The following is a 21,958-nucleotide window of genomic DNA, read 5'->3' as shown; positions in this document are numbered from 1 at the left end:
TGAAGAATATGATTCTGAAAGGAATGGCTCTATTGGATAGATATGCACCCGGAAGAGGCAATCCCTCTTTGGTTTCGCTGAAACTATATAACTTTTTCATTTATGGAGCCATTTCAATCTTCGCCGGTTTTCTTCAGTTGTATTTGCAGGAAATCGGTATGACCAAATTGGAAATTGGCAGTCTGATGGCGATTGGTCCGTTTGTATCCTTGTTCGCCAATCCGTTCTGGGGCTTCTGGAGCGATAAATCACGCAATATTCGTATTATCCTGATGATGATGATGGGTGGCACCTTTGTGCTTGCTCAGGCCGTATTCTATGCGCCTACGTATGCCTGGATCTATGCAGCCATGATCTTTTTTTATTTTTTTCAAAGTCCTTTGTTTGCCCAGACCAACAGCCTGATTCTCGGTTATATTGATGGAACTACTCAGAAATTTGGTACATTTCGGCTTTGGGGATCGCTAGGCTGGGCTCTGACCGCTGCAGCTGCCGGGCCGCTCATTGACCGCATGGGTGCGGGCAGTGTATCGATTGTCTTTGCCTTCATGATTGTCATTGCCTTTATTTTCGCCTTGTTCTTACCCAGACAGCCGATCGCTTCAGATACACCTGTAGTTAGTTTCCGGCGTTTCGGCAGGGTAATGTTCAACCCGTACTTTATGATCTTTATCGGGCTTGGTGTGCTGGTTTCCGTACCCAACGCCATGAACAGTACATTCATGTCATTGTACATCGTCGAGATGGGCGGCGATAAACAGATGGTTGGCTGGGCCATCTTTACATCATCCATACTTGAAGTGGGTGTGTTCCTGCTCCTGGATCGTTTTCTCAAACGTAAAATGAGCATGCTGCTCGCCTCGTTGATATTGATTAGTTTGTTGTTCGCCATCCGCTGGCAGCTCATGGCCCTGGCGAACAATCCGTTAGAGATTGTGTTCATTCAGCTCATGCATTCCGTTACGTTCGGCGGTTATTTCTATGTTGGGACCCAGCTGACGATGCTGTTCATTCCAAGGCCGTACCGCTCCTCTGGTCAGGCCGTGTATACGATGGCCTGGGGTGGCATATCCGGTGTTATTGCCGGCCTGTTCGGCGGCTGGCTGTTCCAGAGCTTCGGTGCTGAAGTGATGTATAACATCGGGGTATTCTTCTCCCTGATTGGTGCCGTTGGTTTTGGCATTATGTGGTTCTCGAACCGCCGCAACGGATATCAGCCAACTGTACTGACAGAGATGGGTGACAGGTAATCTTTTGTTGGTAAAGGTTGAACCTTTCAAGATTTACACTGGAGCACTACGAGGACAGAACAATCTTTCGATCGCTGTTATCTCCGAATTTTTTTGATTCCCTTCTATAAGGGTAAAATTCGGAGATAAGCGTATGCTTCCGATGTAGCTTTCTTTCAGAAAGCTTTTAGGCGAACGCTACGCTTCTTCAGGTTATTTCTGCCCTCTCCGTTATGGTGTAACATCAACGTTTAAAAAACCGAAACAAAAGATTAAGAATAGTAGTAAAAGTAGTAATAAAGAGAAAGGCGTCTCCAGGCTTATTGCCCTGGAGACGCCTTTTACGTTTATAGATTTAAGTTTAGGTTTATAACCTAACTTGTAGCATTGACCTTAAATCTTATACTCTAGCTTTGTATTCTGCCGCTATGTTTAACCTTATGCTTTTGGCAGTTGGAACGAGCTCTTCAGGGATACGACCCGGTTAAATACCGGACGGCCTGGCTCGGAATGTTTCGGATCCACGCTGAAGTAACCATGACGGAAGAACTGGAATTTATCCTGTGCTTGCGCCTCTTTCATCTCTTGCTCCACAAACCCTTGAACTACTTCAAGAGAGTTTGGATTCAATTGATCCAGGAACGTTTTCTCCGGTTGCTCTTCCACAACCTCCACCTCAGCGCCTGCCACGGCCACTTCTGGCTCGGTATCGGCTTCCGGTACTTCTGCGGAGATCAGAGGTTCATACAGACGGAATTCAGCGGGGACCGCTTGGCTTGCTTCCACCCAATGAATCGTTCCTTTGACTTTACGGCCTGTGAAGCCACTGCCGCTCTTCGTCTCCACATCGTAAGTACAATGGATTTCAGTCACATTGCCTTCCGCATCCTTGATCACATCGTTACATTTGATGAAGTACGCATGTTTCAGACGGACCTCGTTGCCAGGGAACAAACGGAAATATTTGTTTGGCGGATTTTCCATGAAATCGTCCTGTTCAATGTAAATCTCACGGGAGAAAGGAATTTGGCGATTGCCCATCTCCGGATTTTCCACATTATTCTCTGCTTCGAGCCATTCGACTTGCCCTTCAGGGTAATTCGTTATGACCACTTTGAGCGGATGCAGGACAGCCATCGTACGCGGAGCTTTCAGTTTCAGATCTTCACGGACAAAGTGCTCCAGCGTTTGCAGATCGATAACCCCGTAGTTTTTGGAAATCCCCGTTTCGTATACGAAATCACGAATGGCTTCCGGTGTATATCCCCGGCGGCGCAGACCCGAGATCGTTGGCATACGCGGATCATCCCATCCATCCACATGACCTTCGTCCACGAGCAATTTCAGCTTCCGTTTGCTTGTCACCATTTGCGACAGGTTCAGACGGCCAAACTCATATTGATGCGGTTGATTCTCCATCTCACATTCGGCAATAACCCAATCATAGAATGGACGTTGGTCCTCAAACTCCAGGGAACAGAGGGAGTGCGTTACCCCTTCAATGGCGTCCTCGAGCGGATGTGCGAATGCATACATCGGATAGATGCACCATTTGTCCCCTGTATTGTGATGATGTGCATGAGAAATTCGGTAAATGACCGGATCACGCAGGTTGATGTTCGGTGAAGCCATATCAATCTTGGCGCGCAGCACTTTCTCGCCGTTCTGGAACTCTCCTGCACGCATCCGTGTGAACAAGTCGAGATTCTCTTCAACGGTACGGTCACGGTACGGGCTGTTCTTGCCCGGCTCGGTGAGCGTTCCGCGCATGGCACGGATTTCGTCGGCGCTTTGGTCGTCGATGTAAGCTTTGCCTTTTTGGATCAGCAAAACCGCGCGGCTGTACATTTCATCAAAATAATCGGAAGCAAAACGTTTCTCGCTCCACTCGTATCCGAGCCATTTTACGTCTTCCTGAATCGATTGTACGTATTCCACATCTTCTTTGACCGGATTCGTGTCATCGAAGCGCAGATTCGTTTTGCCGCCAAATTCGCCACCCAGTGCAAAGTTAATCCAGATCGCTTTGGCATGGCCGATATGCAGATAACCGTTCGGTTCCGGAGGAAAACGGGTAATGACTTCCTGGACTTTCCCTGACCGGAGATCTTCGGTAATAATATTTTTGATAAAGTTAGGTGGGGTTGTACGATTGTCCACAGGTATCAAACCTTTCATGAATTGATTGGAACTTTCAGCATTTACAATGCGTTTCATCTAAATATACCTTTAACGAGGGACGAGTTCAATAAATAACGGCACCAAAGTCATGACGGGCTGTACACAAGATAGGCCCAAAACCATTTTGACGGGTTCGCGCGAATCATGTAGCATGATAGAAAAACAGAATTTAAGGGAGGGTTTCCCATTGAACGCGCTAAAACTGTCCAAAGAACAACAGGATGAAGCCATACGCACCATCCAGTCGTATTTCGAAGAGGAACGCGGCGAAGAACTGGGCGATCTGGCAGCCTGGGGCGTGCTGGATCTTTTCATGACCCAGTTGGCTCCCTACATATATAATCAGGCACTGGGTGACGCCCGTACTACGTTGAATCAACGCATGGCCTCGATGGAAGAAGACCTATTTGCACTGGAGCGCAAGCTACCGAAGACTTCCCGATAATACATTTATTTCAAAGAAAGAAGGTTGCACTCATGTTTACCTATTCATTGGATGAATATACCGAACTCCGCCCACTTGCCATGGAGCACACCAAACCGTTGTTCGAACTCACAGACCGCTCGCGGGATCAGCTGAGACATTGGTTACCGTGGGTGGACCACGTGACCGAGATTGAGCATACTTCGAATTTTATCAGCAATGCACTCAAACAGGGAGCTGACAACGGCGGTTTTACCGCAGGTGTCTGGCTGAAAGGCGATCTTGCAGGCATCATCGGCTTCCACGAAATCAACTGGACCAACCGCTCGGTAAGCATCGGATACTGGCTTGGCAAAGGTTTTGAAGGTCAAGGCTTGATGACCAGCGCATGCCGTGTTCTGGTGGACTACGCTCTGGTCACCCTGGATCTGAACCGTGTTGAGATTCGTTCAGCAACCAACAACAAGCGGAGCCGGGCCATCCCTGAACGACTTGGATTTGTCCTTGAAGGCGTTATCCGTCAGGCCGAGAAGCTGCCTAAGGGCTATGTTAACCATGCGGTGTATGGCATGCTGCAGCATGAATGGGAACTTTTGCGCTAATTAGACTTACATAATTTAATGGTTGGAGGACCAATTCTTACTGCGAAATATGGCCCTCACAATGCATACATCAACTCAAAACCCCTCCTACCCCACAACACGTGGAGAATAAGGAGGGGCTTTATCTTATTTTCGTAGTTATGCATTCGTACTAACTTGGAACCTCCTGATCAGGCTTCTTCCTTAGAGCGCACGCACCATGCCACCATCCACCACAAGGGATGTACCTGTAATATACGTATTCGCTCCTGATAAAAGGAACACGACCGCCTTGGCAAACTCCTCGGGTTGACCATAACGTCCCAATGGAATTTCCTTACGGAATTGTTCGGCAACCTCTTCCTCACTCATTCCGTTCTGCTCTGCACGTGCAGCGTCCAACTCATGTATCCGATCCGTACCGATTCGACCCGGCGCAACCGTATTGATCAGAATGCCATATGGTGCGAGCTCCTGTGACAAGGTCTTGGCCAATCCGAACACACCCGTACGGAACGTATTGGACAGAATCAGACCTGGAATGGGTTGCTTCACAGAGGTTGAGGCAATGTTCACGATATGTCCGCCATTCTCCTTCATGTAAGGAAGCGCACCACGAATCAGTCTTACATAGCTAAGTACATTTAATTCAAATGCTCGTTCCCAGTCTTCATCGGTCAATGACTCAAATGTTCCAGAAGGCGGACCACCTGAATTGTTCACCAAAATATCAATCTGACCGAACAATTCGCCTGTCTTGCGAATCAGGGCATCAATGTCCTGCTTGCTTGTCACATCGGTTGCACAATATTCGACACATCCGCCACCACCAAGCGCCAGCAGCTCCTGCTTCACCACTGCAAGCTTCTCTTCGCTCCGGCTGGCGAGCATGACGTCAGTGCCTTCTGCCGCCAATTGAGCGGCTACCGCTTTGCCCAGTCCTCGACTGGATGCAAGTACCAGCGCCTTTTTACCCCGAAGTCCCATGTCCATTGTTGTTCCTCCTTCTACTCTGTCCTTTGGCCTGGATGAAATAACTCATGAGAATATCGTCCACATACTTGCCTGCGATATAAAATTCCGACATCAGTCTGCCCTCCGTCACGAATCCGCACTGTGTATAAAACGCAATGGCTCCTGGATTGCTGGATAACACCCGCAACCTAAGCTTGATGATCCCTTGTTCAAGGGCATGCTGCTTCATGACATCCATCAGGGCCGTAGCAATACCACAGCGACGATCATGAGGATGAACGGCGATATTAATCTCGTATACATGGCGGTTAACAGGCAAGCCTGTCGCCGGATGAAAGCCCACATAACCACATACCCGCTCTCCTTGAACGGCAATCAACTGACTGCCTGGAGGGCAATGCTGCAAATATTGTTGTCTGGAACGCCAGTTGAGCGGCTCAGGAGAGGTATATTTATCCCATACTAGAGCATCCAGCTCCATAAGCTGCGCCGCATCCTTAAGCTCGGATGGCCGAATCATATACGTATGGCTGGTAAGCATAAAAGTTCAACCTTTCGTGCATTAGTGATAACACTGCGAGAAGCAGCGTTCAAAAAATATGGCTTGTTCGGTTCATATTAACCATTTTGCAGGGTATATCGATGCAAATGCTCCATTGCTATATATTGTAGCATAGCCTCAGGCTTGACTAAAATTTCAATTCGGTGAATGAAATTTTCACTTAACCTTTCCGTAACGTCATCGTTTATACTAATTCGATAATATACTGATTCGATAAGGAGGTGCACGTGATGAACATTAAGGAAGCCGCTGACAGACTCGGCATATCGGCGAGAGCCATCCGCTTTTATGAGGAAAAAGGGCTGATTCAGCCCGCCAAACAGACCAATAACGGATATCGCACATATACCGAGAATGACATCTGGCGGCTGCAAACCATTGCAGCGCTGCGCGAAATCGGGATGTCGCTTCAGGATATCAGCCACGCGCTCGGAGAGATTGACCAAGGCAATCAGCAGCGCCTGGAAGAATATCTGGAGCTGCAGCAAGCCGTGATGTATGCCCAGTGGGTCGAGCTGAAGCGCATGCTGGATACGACCCAGCGCATGATTGACCTGAACCGTCAGGACGGGCCGCTGGACGTCAGCCATCTGCATGATCTTGCAGACAGTGCGCGCCGCCTCAGGGAAGCCCGGCAGAACTGGCATGATCGCTGGAACTACGATACCCAGGCAGCAATCCATGATCAGCGGGTACAGGCGTCGAATGACCGTATGCCAGAACCTAATGGTGATGAAGTTCGCAGGCAGAAGAATAGCTGGACAGCACACATGCCAAACAACGATACAACGTATCCAGAAAATGCAGGATCAAGATTGGAAGCGTTGGGAGTATTGGTAGTAGGTGCAAGACCTTTCAATATATATGACAACTATGACGAAGCGCTGGAGCAGACAGCAAGCTGGATATCTCCTAAGCCCGGCGAAAAAGGACTTGATGTCGGTACAGGCACGGGGAATTTGGCAGGCAAATTGTTAGAACGAGGCGCAACCATGACTGCCATCGATCAATCCCGTGAGATGCTGCGTACATGCCGCATCAAATATCCAGAGATGCATGTAAAGCTTGGTAACTTTCTGGCTTTACCTTTTGCCGACCAGTCCTTCGATTTTGTCGTATCCAGCTTCGCCTTCCATCATCTGAGCACAGATCAGCAACAGTTGGCATTACAGGAGATGCAGCGAGTGTTAACCAGACGAGGACGGATTTGCCTGACAGACCTGATGTTTGCGAATACAACCCACCGCCAAACGTATATCCAACAGGCTGAGGCAGCAGGTCATGAGGAGCAACTACAAACGATAAAAGAACGTCATTTCCCGCTGCTGGACGAGCTGTGCGGCTCGCTGGAGGACGCAGGCTATGTGACGAAGCATGTACGCCATAATGCGCTTCTGCACACGTTGCTGGCCGTTCCTTTGCGTTAGAATGATTATCGTATCGTAAAGGGTTCCCCTGACCTACCAATGAATCTTTCTTAAAATAAAAAAAGGTCACCCTGCCTGTTAAGGAGGATGACCTTCCACTCTAGTGAAACATCGAGCTTGTATTGAATTTACATATAAATTTCAACAATTGTGCGCTCCGAAGCATTACGCGCTTGTTTGAACTCATCCAGCGAGATGCGAGCCCCACCTTGACGGTAACGGTTCACCGTTTGCTCGGTGCGGATATCCTTGCCGTTTACTGTTACACGGTTAACCGAACCTTCGTTTAAATGGTAAACAAACGTTACCGGCTCTCCTGCATATTCAAACTCGAATTGCATGCCATCCAGTTCAGCAGGCAATACAGGGTCAATAACCAGATCTCCGCCTTCCTGACGAATGCCGAGTGCGTTCGAGATCAATTGGTTCATGTAGATTCCGGGACCGCTGGAGTAGATTCTCCATCCACCCTTCACCTGTACCGTTCCTTTGCGAAGCTGGTCAAAATGCTCCTGCGCCTCGTACCGTGTGTTGAACTTGCCGTCGGAACTGCTGAAATACGCGTTCGCCTGACGAATCTCCGCATTAGGTACAACTTCGCCGATACCGACTGGGTTAATCATGGCAAGGCCATTCCACACCTGATCCGTCTTGCCAAGCTTCGCCATCGCTTCCACGTAACGGATATGGGCGTGTACATACTGCAAACCAACCTCACGTCCGAAGTTGGACGCTTGTTCTGCCCGTTTGAAGTGACTGCTCACACCGCCAGCATATTGAGCCGGACGATTCATCAGGCGTACACCATCCGGGCACAGGAACTGCTCACGAATCAGCGCATAATGCGATTCAGCCTGTTCTGCATTCAGCAATTCACCAATCATGCTGCGTGTCATTGGCAGCAAACGATATTGGATGCCTGTTTCTGTGTCCGTTGGGTGAAGCATCAGCTTCGCCTGATCCGCTTCTTCCATGTATACGAAGCCTGGAATCACATCTGTACCCAGCATGTAACGATTAAAGTCTTCACGGATGCCTTGAGCCAGAACGTCCAGCTCCTGTGCAAATGCAGCGTCCTTATGTTGAAGCACCTGTGCGAGTACATTGACAGACTGATACGTCAATGCAACGGTCCAGCTGCTCACCATGTATTGTTTGAGCTGTGCATTGGCTGGCTGGAGTGTATCATCCCAGTCACCATCACCGTAGGAAGACAGGAATGTGTCGTGCAGGAAGTGCGAACGGATGTATTCGATCTCTTTTTTCGCGTGATCCAATACGGTCGCCGTTTCTTCCGTGAAGCCGAAGCTGTGCTTAACGGTATAAGGCACTTTCTCATCCAGAATCGCATAGTCACGAGTTGCTGTCAGGTAGTCCGCCAGCACTTTCAGCGGCCATACGATGATGTCACCGTGGCTCTCTTCCTGCTGAATTGCAAAATACTTGTCAAACATGAACCATTGCGGCCAGTTGCCATCATCTTCATATTGGTGGGTATACACCATTTTGATGATATCGCGAACTTGCTCATATTTTTGCGTTGCCATAAAGTATTCGACCGGACCTTGGCATACATCCCGAGTACCCCATGCCGCGCCGCCGTACTGCTCCAATCCGTGAGGCACGGAGTAGTGAACCAGCATATTGTGTGTGTACCACCAAGCCAGCGCGTTCACTTTGAACAGATCCTCTGCACTTTGACCCTCACCACGAGACAAACGGAAACCGTTCATTACGCCTGCGAAGAATTCGCGGTACGCCTGTACTTCCTCTTCAAAAGTAAGGCTGGAGCCTGCTGCCACGGAGCCGTCTGCTTCGTTTGCTTGACCTTCCAATACGCCTTGTACCTTCAGCGTCCATTCTGCACTCTCTTCCAGACTAAGTGTAACCAGCGATGCAGACCCACTGCGGATACCACTAGCCAGCAACGTCTCGTCTCCAACATTTACGGCTGCGCCATCCACCGACATGCGGTATTGCAGGTCAGGATACGTTCCTGCACTAATCGCTTGCGGGTCAGCCTTGAAGATCAGTGTATTGCCATCCTGCGTCATATGCAGCGGATACTCGTATTCATTTACATTCATCGTAATCTGGTTGGTTACCAGGTAGCGATATGCTTTGCCACTCGTCGAGCGTACGTTCATGCTCACTTCAGTGGTGTGTGCCCCGGTGTAGTTCGTCACGATAATGGTATCGGATTCGGTTTTGTAGATCCAACGCACATAGTTGAAGCCAATCTCGAACAGGGAAGGCATGGTCAGCAGACGATACTGTCCGTCCATTTCCACATAAATGCGTTGTCCAGCCGTCTTCGGCACGTTCAATGCGTTGCGGGCATTACTGATCATTTTATTAAAATTGGTGTTACCAATAACGAGCTGTGAGTTGAAAATACCGTACATATACGATGTCGTCGTAATAACCTGCGCACCAAGCTGTACGTTGCCACCACTCATCAGAATATGACCGTGCGGACGCTCCACGAGCAGTTCTTTCGCTTTCAGGACGATATGTTCATAGCTGCCCGTAAAGAAAGACAACAGCGAGTCACCGCTATGCTCTTCCTGATGACGATCAGGGAACAGATCATTAATCTCATCTTGTGTCAAATCAAGCGCAGCAAGGGGCTTACCCAAGAAGGATGACAGTTTCACCTGTTCCAACGTCTCGCCTTGCTGAGCAGTCAATGCTTGTACTTCGTTCCATGCGGCAGTCACTTCATCTCCGAATTCCAGTGCGGAGATTCCGGCAGGATGATCTGCTTTTGCCAGTCCATAGAAGACCACATGGGCTTCCCCGTCCAAGTTTACGCGCTCTGATTGCAATGCTGTATAGGCAAATTCATACTGATACGTCTCATTTGCCAGTGTATTACGACTCAGGCTCTCAGGCTGGTTGGTTTCCTTGTAGGACAGGCCGAAGAATTGGAATCCGTCTGTGGAGTAACCGACTGCTTTGGTCAGGGAACCTTGTTGCATGTATGGGAAAGCGCCGCCCTGAGGCTGGTTTTGACGGGAACATACCACATATCCCTTCGCTTCATCCTCGAATACTGTATGGTCAATATACTGCGACAGATAGGCCTCATTGCTTCGTACTGCACCTGGATCAGCAAGTCCTACATCCTGTCCATATACCACGTCAACTTGATGTTGTTGTCCTGTGAGCTTCACATCCCAGAACCAAACGCCTTGCTTTGTGGCTGTAAACACAACCTGATAGCCAATGCCTTGTTCTTTGCCTTCAAGCTGTACTGTACCTTCCCAGATCAGTTGATTGCCGGATTGCGCTTTGCTAGTGATCACTTTGCTGTTCGAACGCACACCCAGCAGTGGGAATGAGCTAATTTTCTCTCCCTCGTGTACACGCAGGTACAGGTTATTCAAAGATCCATCGATCTGGTTGCTGAGCAATTGATTCAACATAGTCGTACCCGACTTAGCCTGATACAGGTCCCCACTGTTCAAAAAGGTAAAGGATAAATCCCCGGCAGTCAGCCGGATTGGTTCATTAATCATCGTTGTCATACTCTTCACTCCTTCAATTAGTATAAAATCGAAACGTTTCGATAAATCCGAAAAAGAATAGGGGGCCTCTGCGAAGTGACCTTTGACTGGCCCATTCGGACGATGATCCCCCTCATTCAACTCTCCATTGAAAAGATTCAAACTACTACAAAGCAGCATTTTAGCATATTTAGCTCGAACAATTCACTTCCTATGCTGGCTGGTTTCCCGATTGCACCTCTACCGATCGTACAGACTCACGCTCCACCAGATCAATGGTTAACGTATACGATGGATTCACAGCTTCGCCATTCAGCATCTGGAAGAGCAAATGTCCTGCCAATGAACCCGCTTCATGCTTGGGCTGCCGGACCGTTGTAAGCGGAGGGTGAACATATTCGGACAGTTGAATATCATCAAATCCGATTACCGAAATGTCATTCGGTACCGATATGCCACTCTCTTCAAATGCTTTCAGTCCACCAATCGCCATCTCGTCATTCCCGTAAAATACGGCAGATGGAAGCTCACCCTGCATAACCATCATCTTGGTTGCGCTATATCCGCCCTCACGTACAAAGTTACCGCTTAAACGCCATTTGGACTTCTCTTCAAGGCCCGCCTCCTGCATTGCTCGCAGATATCCTTGATAACGCAGAGCATTATCATAAGAATTGGATGGCCCGCTGATATAAGCGATGGTCTTATGCCCCTTCTGAATGAGGTGACGTGTAGCCAGGTAACCACCTTGCTCCCCATCCACCAGCACGTTGACCAGATGGTTACTCGACAGCTGCCGATCCATCACAATGATAGGGAAACGTTCCCCGGCAGATTCCACCAGGATATCATCATGGATATTGTGAGCCAGGATAATAGCGCCATCCACTCTTTTTTCTCGCAAGAAACGAACCGCTGTGGAGTCGCGTCCTCCCATTGAGCTGCAAGCAATCAGATCATATCCGTTAGCCAACGCTACGTCCTGTACGCTCCGAATCAATTCGGAGTAATACGGACCGGACAGATCTGTAAGAATCAACGCAATCGTGTTCGTCCGGCTCCGCTTCAGGTCCATGGCAAAGCCGTTTTTGCGATAATTCAGTTCCCGTGCTGCCGCCACCACTTTTGCCTTGGTCTTGGCACTCACCTTGCTGTCCCCATTCAGTGCATAGGAAGCGGTCGAGAGCGCCACGCCTGCCAGCTTTGCCACATCCTTAATCGTTGCCATTCCACGTTCGCTCCTTCTAACTTTCTTGTTACCTATCATTTTATACTGTAAATGGTTGCAACAACCACTCATTCCTATTCATTATCCATTAGAAGTTGCATCAATTCCTTATTTATCGAAACGTTTCGAAGTGTTTTCAAAAAAAATCTCTTTTCACGTCTTTTAAGCATCACTGCTGAAACATGTACCCTTTAATCGTAGATATATCTTGGTCGATAGATAATATTCCAGTAATGGACTAGAGGGAGAATTCATTATAAATCACAATGAATACGCCTGTAAACCATAGATTGAAACGTTTCGACATTTTCATTATAGTCGGTGTTGATAGCGATTTCAACCTCTTTATCTATTTTTCACAGAAATATGTGAAGGGAATGATTCGGGGGTCCCCATTACACCTTTGTGGTATTATACTGCATATTAGTCCAATCCTCTATAAGGAGTCCGTTATGTTATGAGCAACCTGGATCTAAACTTTCATAAATCATCCCTGAACACCCCTGGCCGCTTGCAGCAAATCACAACCGTCCCTCCAGCACTGTTCAGGCTTTGTCATCTAGTGCAGCTCCATGATCGAGAAGCCTTCTCCCGTATCGATGAACTGTGGAGCAGCAAGCATATTCTTTATGTCATCACCTCCGGTCAGGCAAGATTGATCAGTTCCAATGGTCAATTGATGGTAAATACCGGCTCCGCTGTCGTACGCCAAGCTGGAACACTGCTTCAGCATGAAAGCAAGCGTGGTTCTCTGTCCCCGGTTCAGGGTATTGCAGTGGCCTTTGATTTTGCAGATAACGAACAAAAGCTCTGGCCATTCGGACATCCTGTTCCCATTACGAGCCGCCTTATTGCCGAGCTGATCTCCGAGTTGGTTCTGTCCAACTCAAAACGCAATGAATCCGGACCATTCAAACCTCATATGCTGTTCTATCAGCTGTTGGATACGTTGCGGGATCATGCTGCCCGTTTGGCTCATGAAGATCATTCCTGGCTGGATATCGTCATCGCGCATATCCATGAGAAGGTTACTCACTCCTTTACACGGGAGCAATTAGCGAGAGAGGCTAATGTGAGTCCGGAGCATTTTTCACGAGAATTCAAGAAGCACACCGGACTTACGTTTGTGGAGTATGTCACCCGGCTAAGAATCCGAATCGCCCAGGAACAGCTGCTTTTTGCTAATCCCACATTGCAGGAACTTGCACAGTTGACGGGTTACAGAGACACCTTTTATCTAAGTCGAAAATTCAAACAAACCGTAGGTTGTGCACCGACCCTCTATCGGAAAACGCCAAAAAAAATCGTAAGTCTTACTTACAACTATACTGCTTCCTTGCTCGCACTGGGCCATATTCCTCATATGGGTGCCGTCGCGGAATGGATGGAAGCGAAAATAATTGAATACGGACCAAAACCATTCAAACAGTATTATGAGCATGAACTTATAAATCGTATGGATCTAATCGCAGATTCCCATCCCGATGTCATCCTTGGTTATGCACCTCATTCGGGCATGGATGATTTACGGCAGATTGCACCCACCATTTTGATGCCCTTTGAAGAACTTGACTGGCAGGAGCAATTCATTCATTTGGGACGCATCACGGGCCTGGAAGCGAAAGCTCGTACGCTGTTAGAACGTTATGATACGCTTCAGCAGGAAGCCAATCGTACACTGGATCAGATGATGGGCGTACGCGGATCAGCAGTATGTATATTCATGATTGGTGAGAGCGGAGCGTACATCTATGGCCACGGGTGGGGCCGAGCTTCTCATATTTTGTATCATTCGCTGGGCTTCGTCCCTCCTGCACGGATGGAGAAGGATGGCCAGCTGCTCACAGGTTACATCCATGTTCCGTTAACAGAGATTCATTTGTATGCGGCAGATCATATTTTTATTGATTATGCCAGGGAATCGTCGGAGCAGAATGCTGTGGACAAGCTGTTCGCTCAGGAGTCATGGAACACCTTAGGTGCAGTTCGTGAAGGGCGACTGTACGAGATTGATGCGGATATGTTTTATGGATTCGACCCGATCTCGGTTATAGAGCAATTACAGCACATCATGCACAAACTGACATCACATTTGTCCATGCATTAGTCATCATAGATGTCCATGTACAAATGTGACGTCATCCTCTATGTTATTAATGAGAATAATAATCATTATTGATTATACATAGGGGGAACAATAATATGTTTGCTGCAAAAAAAAGATTTTCCGGCTTGCTACTTATGCTCGCCATCATCATGATTCTGGCTGCCTGTAGCAGTGGTACGGGTTCAAGCGCAACGGAACAGACAACGGCGGGGTCAGAATCCACAACAGGTTCGACCGAAAAAAACACCAATTCTTCGGATGCTACAAGGATCTACAAGTCATTAAGCGGAGATGTGGAAATTCCGGCTGAACCGAAACGAATTGTTACGGATATGTACGTAAGTGATCTGCTTGCACTAGGAGTGAAACCCGTTGGTTCTATTCAATATTATCTGGAAAACCCGTTCTATGCAGATCAGGTGGAGGGCATAGAAAATATTGGTGATCGGGGTGCTGTATCTCTGGAGAAGGTCGTTGCATTGGACCCTGATCTCATCATTACCTACTCTGATAAAGCCGAAGAAATTGAGAGTTATCAAAAAATCGCACCTACCGTGGTCATTCCCTACGGTACATTTACCAATGTAGAGGATGAAATTCGCGGATTTGGAGATCTCATGAACAAATCCGAAGAAGCCGAAGCCTGGCTAAAAACATATGACGAACGTATTGAAGCCGCTCGCGCCAAAGTAAAATCAGTCATTAAACCCGAGGAGACCTTCTCGATCCTCGAAGTATCAGACAAGAGCTACTATGGTTATGGAGACAACTTTGGGCGCGGTGGACAGGCCGTTTATCGTGCTTTGGAACTTGCACCACTCGAAATCACCAAGAAAGAACTGATGGGTGATACCCAGTGGAAAGAGATTTCACGTGAAGTCGTTGGTGATTATGCAGGAGACCATATCTTCCTAACCGTAGGTGAGAACAATAAAAATTACCAAGGCGACTCCATCTGGCAATCGCTCCCGGCAGTAAAAAACAATCAGGTGTACGAATTACTGGAAGACCGTTACTGGTACTTCGACCCGATTGCAATTCAGGCTCAGGCTGAAGAATTTGCTGACATGATCGTAGAACGTGCACAGCAAAATCGTAAATAACATATGAAAGATGCAAGTGTCTGGTCAGGCTGCGGAGCCTGTCCGGGCATTTGCGTTATATGGAGGAGGACTTACATATGCTTCGCCGTTTCATGGCTTATTATCGTCCTTATCGGGGACTCTTTATATTGGACTTCTCCTGTGCCATTCTGGCTGCACTGCTGGAGCTTGCGTTTCCCTTGGCTGTAAATAAAGTTGTCGATCAGCTGCTTCCCGCAGGCAACTGGTCCATGATATTGGCAGCCTGTGCCGGATTGCTGGGCATCTATCTGCTTAGTTCCTTTTTCCATTATGCAGTCACCTACTGGGGACATAAGCTGGGCATTAATATCGAATCCGATATGCGACGGGAGCTGTTTCAGCGTGTGCAGAAGCAATCATTCCGTTTTTTCGATAACAACAAGACAGGACACCTCGTCTCTCGCATGACCAACGATCTGATGGATATTGGTGAGATTGCGCACCATGGACCAGAGGATCTGTTCATTGCCCTGATGACGTTGGCTGGTGCCTTCGGCATCATGCTGGGTATCAACTGGCAACTGGCTGTGATGACCTTCATTATCGTGCCGCTGATGATCTTCCTGTCCCTCTATTTCAGTCGCAAAATGTCCAAAGCGTTCAAACGCATGTTTGCGGATATTGCAGACTACAACGCACGCGTAGAGAACAATGTGAGCGGAATTCGTGTAGTGCAGGCTTTTGCCAATGAAAAGCATGAAGTGAAACGTTTTGTCGAAAATAATGAACGCTTCCGCCTTACCAAACTGATCACCTACCGGATTATGGCTTGGAATTCCTCGCTCAGCTTCATTCTTATGAAATTCGTATCGCTGTTTGTACTGGTGTGTGGTACGTGGTTTGTCATTCAGGACAGGATGACCTACGGACAATTTATCGCCTTTGTCATGTTGTCGAATGTGTTTCTTGGACCGATTCAGCAAATCAATTCCGTCATCGAGACCTATCCCAAAGGCATCGCCGGATTCAGACGTTACCTGGAGTTGCTGGAGGCCGAGCCCGATGTAGATGATACGCCTCAGGCCAAACCGATTTCACATGTGAAGGGCGACATCGCCTTCCATAACGTCACATTTGCTTACGGGGAGCACAAACCTACCCTGGATCAGGTCAACCTGGAGATTCAGGCAGGACAAACGGTTGCGCTGGTTGGACCTTCGGGTGCAGGCAAATCTACGCTATGCAGTCTCATTCCACGCTTTTACGATGTGGATGCGGGGCATATCTCTATTGATGGGATTCCGGTAAAAGATATGACGCTGGAGTCGCTGCGCTCTCATATCGGGATTGTGCAGCAGGATATTTTCCTGTTTGACGGTTCGATCCGTGAGAATATCGCCTACGGCAAACTGGATGCGCCTGATGAGGAAATCTGGCAAGCCATCCGCCGGGCCCAACTGGAAGAGCTGGTACAATCTCAACCGGAAGGACTCGATACTCTAATTGGTGAGCGGGGCGTCAAATTGTCTGGCGGACAGAAGCAACGTCTGTCCATTGCTCGCATGATTCTAAAAAATCCGCCGATCCTCATTCTGGATGAAGCGACCTCCGCACTGGACACCGAGACGGAAGCGGCCATTCAGCTGGCTTTATCCGAGCTGGCACAAGGGCGTACAACGTTGATCATCGCCCATCGACTGGCAACGATCAGACACGCGGATCGTATTGTGGTTGTGGAGAGCGGCGGCGTAGCCGAACAAGGCAGCCATGATGAACTTTTGGCACGCCAGGGCTCATATAGTCGATTGCATCAAGCCCAGTTCGGATAGAAATTTCGCACGAATAGCTTGTGCTTGATTCGTTAGACAATCAGTATTAACGCCAAAAAGGGATGCCCCGTCATGTTAATGACTATGGGGCATCCCTTTCTTATTCAGATCCTATTCTGTGATGATCACATCAGGAATAGGGTTTTATTTTTTCACCGCATGAATGAAATGGTTTGTTTCGAAGGCTGACAAGTCATCTGTGCGATTGCTGAAATATCGTTCCTGTATGTCCTCCGGCGATAGATGCTCATATATGAGAAGTCCAACATCGGCCAATAACCGCTCCATTTCCTCATAAGTGAAGCAGGATTGCATCGGCTCGCCCCCCATTGCAGCCATCTTAACCATATTTTCAACCCGGTTAAACCTTCCTTTTTCCTCAAAGAGATGTTCATCTGCATAATCCAGGACAATGGAGCTTCCCGTTGGAAGGCCCGAAAATACATGTCGAAGCAAGTTGGAGAGATTTTCTTTCGTCAAATAATACGAAACACCCAGCAGAGTAACCAGCGTCTTCAACTTCTCCAAACCTCCATTAGTCAAACTTTCATACGAAGGCTCACGGGTAAAATCCATTGGCACAAAATGAAGATTGCCCGGAATGATCAGCTTGGCCTGATGCAGCCGCTCCTTCTTGAATTGCTGAGTGGCCGGATAATCCACTTCAAATAGTTCCAGAGTGTCCTCCAATTCCGGATGTCTCAAAGCAAATGTATCCATCCCTGCGCCAAGAATAACAACCTGCTTCAATCCCAAAGCGACTTCATGAAGCAGTACAGGCTCACAATAGGCAGCCCGAGCCAGTGTTATTGGAGATAATTGTACTTGGGTAATCCATTTTAGAATCGTATCCGGGTCGTCCTTGAGCTGGTGAGCCATGTCCGGGTTGAAAAAATGGATGCCTTGAATCATATTCTCTCCGATATCCGAAAACTCGTGAGGAGTGATAAGCTCTTTGGCTATATAATCATCGAAAATAAGAGGTGTGTCGTATTGGCAGTGGTAGGCTCGGCCAAAAGCCGAAATCAAGGATGTAATGCTGGACTCATTTTGCTTCATGTTTTACCCTCCCGTACAAACAAAAATAAGGTCCCCCTGGCCAGGAGAACCTTAGTATATACGGAATTTATTTATATTTAAATTATAGCATAAAAAGATTTTTTTGTCAATTTAAATTTACGGAAAGATCAGACAGATTAAAGTGGCTTTTCCTCCACTCCCACCTGTCTTCTCCCTTCCTTATATCGATTAGTGCAAAGAGGCTAAGCGTCCAATCCGTACTCCTTCACTTCACGATTGCGGTTCAGCACCGCATGAAGTACAAAACCAAGCACCGCAATGCCCGCCGTGACAGTCGCCAGCCACGCTACAGGAATCAATCCCTGTTTGTCGTACATGACGCCCATAGCATACGGTCCGATAACCCGGCCGACCGCACCGATTCCACCGGATATCCCGATGTAGAAGGGTGCCGATCTTCCTGCATGCTCTGAGATGAATGCCGGGGTAGCAGGTGAGATCAGCATTTCCCCAAAGGTAGCCAGTACCATCGCAAGCACCATACCTGGATAGCTGTACATGGTGATCATGACGATGTAGGCCAATCCATAGAACACCGCACTTGCGGTCATCTGAGCGGTCGATGTACGCGCCATCGTGCGCTTCACCCAGTTGGTGAAGGGCTGTCCCACAAAGATCAGTACTCCGTTCAGAGTCCAGAGCAGGCCGTACATTCTTTTCTCCATACCCTCGGAAATAATATACGGGGACACGCCTGTATTCCAGATGGAATTACCGAACAGCAGGAACAGCACGCCCAGGCTCATAAACAGATATAATCTGGTGTTGCCCAGCAGCGCCCAGACGCCTGGTCCACCTTGAACCGTTTTGCGTTTCGTCAGATGCACTTCACCCTGATCCGGATCTACCCGCGACAGATAATACCAGAAGAAGATCGCAAATCCGGCCGAAGTCACCCCGTTCAGTACAAAGCTGAGGTGATAGGAAAAGTCCGCCAGGAAACCACTGAGCGCTGTACCAATCGCCACACCGATATTGTTGGCGACATAGATCACATTGAACAATTCCCCGCGTCGCTCCGCAAACCGAAAGCCGATAAAGGCTTGAATCGCTGGCAGCGACAATGAACTGAACAGGCCGATCCAGCCCATTGCACATATAAATATAACCCAATACGCGCTGATCCACGGCAGAGCAAACAGACCCACAGCGTTTAACGCCAGCGATCCGATGATCAGCTTCTTGACGCCCACCCGGTGGTACAGTGCACCTCCGAGCAATTGCCCAAAGATACCACCCAGCGACTGAATCAGAATGACAAACCCGGCGTTAGCCATCGTGCGCCCAAGCTCGTCAAATACATACATCGTGGTCAACGGCCACATTAAGGCACTGCCTGTCGCATTGACCAGACTTGCCAGCAAAAATATTTTCACTTCTTTTGGATACGTATCCAGCCATCTCATCATCTTGTATATTCTCCTTAGTACTTCAAAAAGCCTATTGCCATAAAAAATAGACCCTTGCCCTGACAGCATGATTAGCCAGAGCGAAGGCCATTTGAATTTTGAATTCTGAATTTTGAATCTTGCTCTTTGCATTCTGCTTACGATCTATCCATTGTTCATCTTACCTGAAATGCCCCTTTGTGCAAGCACAATCATTGACGCTTCACTTCAACAGTGGCCGAGAAGAATGTAGCCCCGTTGCCCATGTCAGACAGTCGATTGGACGTGAGCGAGTTCGCCCGCTGTTTTTTGCCATTGCCATCCCACCATAGGCCTTGGCTGATTACTGTTCCTGGCAGCATGGACTCACTCGCCTTGGCGGTCAGTTCGATCCGGCCACGGTCATTCCATACGACCACCGCATCCCCGTCCTCCACCTGTCTGTGAGCGGCGTCCTCCGGGTGCATTTGCAATAGCGGCATCTTCTCCAAGCGTTGATGTTTGGCCGAATTGGCAAAGGTGGAATTCAAGAAATTATGGTTCGGTGGCGACAGAAACATCAGCGGATAGACGTCCGCAGGTCCAGCCGGGTTCTCCCCGTCATACCCTTCAACCAGTGCACTGTACGTAGGTAACGGAGGCAATCCTCGCTGAGCCATCGTTTCCGAGTACAGCTCGATTTTCCCCGAAGGTGTGGGCAGCTGATCCAAATATGAATTATGTGAAGACATATCCAGCTTAACGAAATGATGCTGCTTCAACCCTTCCAATGTTACTCCGTTCATGTAGGGATTGCCCGTACCCTCGAGCGCTTCCTCTATCATCTGTTCCGGTGTCTCACAGAAAATCTCCGGGTCATAACCCATCGCCTGTCCAAGCAGGGAAAACAATTCAACATTACTCTTGCTCTCACCCAAAGGCGCAATGACTGGCTCTTGCAAATGGACATACTGATGCCAGTAGGACGTATACAGATCTGTCGTTTCGAATGAAGACGTCGCAGGCAGCACAATATCCGCGTACTTCGCCGTATCCGTCAGGAACAGATCATGGACAATCGTGAATAGATCCTCCCGTGCAAAACCTCGCTCCACTCGCTCGGTATCCGGTGCCACCACCAGTGGATTGCTGCAATAGACCATCAACGCCCGGATCGGCTGCTCCGCTTCCAGCAGTGCTTCACCAATCCGGTTCATGTTCACCACGCGCGGCTCCGGGTTCTGACGCAGCTCCGGACGCTCGAGCGCATCGCTATTGGTGCTCGCGTAGCTGTTGGTACGAATGGCGCCACCGCCGCGCTTCAGCCACTGGCCTGTAATGGCAGGCAGACAGGCTACGCTGCGCACGTTCATGCCACCGTTGTCGTGATGCTGTAGGCCATTGCCGATATGAATATGGGCGGCCTGTGCGTTGCCATACAGCTCAGCCAGCTTCACGATGTCCGCTTCCGGTACGCCTGTAATACGTGCAACGCGCTCAGGGGTGTAGCTGCGGACATGATCACGCAGTGCCTCATGGCCGACAGTATACTTTTGCATAAAGGCCTCATTAGTCAGTCCCTGCTCGAACAGTACGTGCATTAATCCGAGTGCCAGTGCGCTGTCTGTGCCTGGGTAGAGTGGAATGAACCAGTCTCCCCATTGGGCGGTCCGATTGCGATGAACATCGATGACGACGATTTGGGCTCCCTTCTTGCGGGCTTTCTCGGCCAGAACAACCTGATGCATATTCGTGCTGACGATGTTGCCTCCCCACACCAAAATGACATCTGCATGCTCCGTATCCTCGGGAAGTGTTCCCCGGTTCGCACCCATCGTATATTTCCAGCCGGTATTTCCGGCCGCATTACAGATCGTCTGTTCCAGCTTGCTTGCACCGAGCGCATTGAAAAATCGACGATCCATGCCATCCACACCAAGAATGCCCATGTTTCCATAGAAGCTGTATGGCAGAATACTCTCCGGTCCGTAGGTATCCGACAGCGAACTGAATTTCGTCGTAATCTCGCTGATGGCTTCATCCCAGCTGATTCGCTCGAACTGCCCCTCGCCCTTGGCTCCGATACGTCGCATCGGATATTGCAGCCGCTCCGGGTGATACACCCGCTCCGTCATATTTCGGACCTTGTTACAGATGGCGCCTTTTGTAATCGGATGGTCCGGGTTACCCGCTACCTTCACGATTTTACCGTTCTCCTTATGAAGCAGCAGGCCGCAAGTATCCGGACAATCAAGCGGGCAAACCGCCGGAAATACGCCATTCTCCTGATCGATCATATACAAGTCCCTCCCCCTTCAAAGCTATCCTCATATCATATCTTCTTCATAGTAATCGCGTAAAGAGAACAATCTTTTTTCATCGCCACAGCCGCTCC

General features: G+C 48.7%; 15 protein-coding genes. 7 read left to right on the top strand and 8 right to left on the bottom strand.

Translation table 11 applies throughout. From position 1 onward, the window contains the following. Nucleotides 1-23: 23 nt before the first annotated feature. Nucleotides 24-1,250 (top strand): MFS transporter, encoded by a 1,227-nt coding sequence (locus AMS66_RS22030; RefSeq protein ID WP_053782919.1) that lies wholly within the window; start codon nt 24-26, stop codon nt 1,248-1,250. A gap of 417 nt (nt 1,251-1,667) precedes the next feature. On the opposite strand, the gene AMS66_RS22025 is transcribed toward AMS66_RS22030, so the two are convergent. Beyond that, the gene (locus tag AMS66_RS22025) at nt 1,668-3,407 is read right to left on the bottom strand and encodes a glutamine--tRNA ligase/YqeY domain fusion protein (protein ID WP_181014149.1); all 1,740 of its coding nucleotides are present in this window, start codon (nt 3,405-3,407) and stop codon (nt 1,668-1,670) included. Nucleotides 3,408-3,597: 190 nt separating this feature from the next. On the opposite strand from AMS66_RS22025, the gene AMS66_RS22020 reads away from it, so the two are divergent. Then, on the top strand, nt 3,598-3,855 hold the full coding sequence (locus AMS66_RS22020; protein WP_144424569.1) for a DUF2164 domain-containing protein: 258 nt from the start codon (nt 3,598-3,600) through the stop codon (nt 3,853-3,855). A gap of 32 nt (nt 3,856-3,887) precedes the next feature. Further along, on the top strand, nt 3,888-4,436 hold the full coding sequence (locus tag AMS66_RS22015) for a GNAT family N-acetyltransferase (protein WP_024632770.1): 549 nt from the start codon (nt 3,888-3,890) through the stop codon (nt 4,434-4,436). A gap of 183 nt (nt 4,437-4,619) precedes the next feature. Here the strand turns inward: AMS66_RS22015 and AMS66_RS22010 are convergent, their stop codons facing one another. Together AMS66_RS22010 and AMS66_RS22005 are read right to left on the bottom strand one after the other, a co-directional pair. Then, complete coding sequence (locus tag AMS66_RS22010; RefSeq protein ID WP_053782808.1) at nt 4,620-5,408, bottom strand: SDR family oxidoreductase; 789 nt, start codon at nt 5,406-5,408, stop codon at nt 4,620-4,622. Further along, the gene (locus AMS66_RS22005) at nt 5,386-5,931 is read right to left on the bottom strand and encodes a GNAT family N-acetyltransferase (protein WP_053782807.1); all 546 of its coding nucleotides are present in this window, start codon (nt 5,929-5,931) and stop codon (nt 5,386-5,388) included. Before AMS66_RS22005 ends, AMS66_RS22010 begins: the two co-directional genes overlap by 23 nt. Nucleotides 5,932-6,182: 251 nt before the next feature. On the opposite strand from AMS66_RS22005, the gene AMS66_RS22000 reads away from it, so the two are divergent. Continuing rightward, nucleotides 6,183-7,379 (top strand): MerR family transcriptional regulator, encoded by a 1,197-nt coding sequence (locus tag AMS66_RS22000; protein WP_053782806.1) that lies wholly within the window; start codon nt 6,183-6,185, stop codon nt 7,377-7,379. 128 nt (nt 7,380-7,507) lie between these two features. Here the strand turns inward: AMS66_RS22000 and AMS66_RS21995 are convergent, their stop codons facing one another. Continuing rightward, nucleotides 7,508-10,909, bottom strand: coding sequence for a GH36-type glycosyl hydrolase domain-containing protein (locus AMS66_RS21995; RefSeq protein WP_053782805.1), 3,402 nt, complete (start codon nt 10,907-10,909; stop codon nt 7,508-7,510). Between the two features lie 190 nt (nt 10,910-11,099). Further along, on the bottom strand, nt 11,100-12,116 hold the full coding sequence (locus AMS66_RS21990) for a LacI family DNA-binding transcriptional regulator (RefSeq protein WP_053782804.1): 1,017 nt from the start codon (nt 12,114-12,116) through the stop codon (nt 11,100-11,102). A gap of 457 nt (nt 12,117-12,573) precedes the next feature. Between AMS66_RS21990 and AMS66_RS21980 the strand changes: the two genes are divergently transcribed. The 3 genes from AMS66_RS21980 (at nt 12,574) to AMS66_RS21970 (ending at nt 17,116) form a co-directional block, all read left to right on the top strand. Then, nucleotides 12,574-14,223 carry a helix-turn-helix domain-containing protein gene (locus tag AMS66_RS21980; RefSeq protein ID WP_053782802.1) on the top strand — a complete coding sequence of 550 codons (1,650 nt, stop codon included), beginning with the start codon at nt 12,574-12,576 and terminating at the stop codon, nt 14,221-14,223. A gap of 95 nt (nt 14,224-14,318) precedes the next feature. Continuing rightward, nucleotides 14,319-15,326 (top strand): ABC transporter substrate-binding protein, encoded by a 1,008-nt coding sequence (locus tag AMS66_RS21975; protein WP_053782801.1) that lies wholly within the window; start codon nt 14,319-14,321, stop codon nt 15,324-15,326. Between the two features lie 77 nt (nt 15,327-15,403). After that, the gene (locus AMS66_RS21970) at nt 15,404-17,116 is read left to right on the top strand and encodes an ABC transporter ATP-binding protein (protein WP_053782800.1); all 1,713 of its coding nucleotides are present in this window, start codon (nt 15,404-15,406) and stop codon (nt 17,114-17,116) included. Nucleotides 17,117-17,260: 144 nt separating this feature from the next. Here the strand turns inward: AMS66_RS21970 and AMS66_RS21965 are convergent, their stop codons facing one another. The 3 genes from AMS66_RS21965 to AMS66_RS21955 all read right to left on the bottom strand — a co-directional run bounded on the left by AMS66_RS21965 (nt 17,261) and on the right by AMS66_RS21955 (nt 21,860). Continuing rightward, nucleotides 17,261-18,175 carry a class I SAM-dependent methyltransferase gene (locus AMS66_RS21965; RefSeq protein WP_053782799.1) on the bottom strand — a complete coding sequence of 305 codons (915 nt, stop codon included), beginning with the start codon at nt 18,173-18,175 and terminating at the stop codon, nt 17,261-17,263. Between the two features lie 203 nt (nt 18,176-18,378). Next, complete coding sequence (locus AMS66_RS21960) at nt 18,379-19,602, bottom strand: MFS transporter (RefSeq protein ID WP_053782916.1); 1,224 nt, start codon at nt 19,600-19,602, stop codon at nt 18,379-18,381. A gap of 194 nt (nt 19,603-19,796) precedes the next feature. Continuing rightward, nucleotides 19,797-21,860 carry a molybdopterin-containing oxidoreductase family protein gene (locus AMS66_RS21955; protein WP_144424568.1) on the bottom strand — a complete coding sequence of 688 codons (2,064 nt, stop codon included), beginning with the start codon at nt 21,858-21,860 and terminating at the stop codon, nt 19,797-19,799. Between the last annotated feature and the right edge of the window lie 98 nt (nt 21,861-21,958).

The sequence above is a fragment of the Paenibacillus xylanivorans genome, assembly GCF_001280595.1.
Lineage (GTDB): Bacteria > Bacillota > Bacilli > Paenibacillales > Paenibacillaceae > Paenibacillus > Paenibacillus xylanivorans.
Note: the sequence above shows the minus strand (reverse complement) of the source record. Positions and strands in the feature narration are given on the sequence as shown.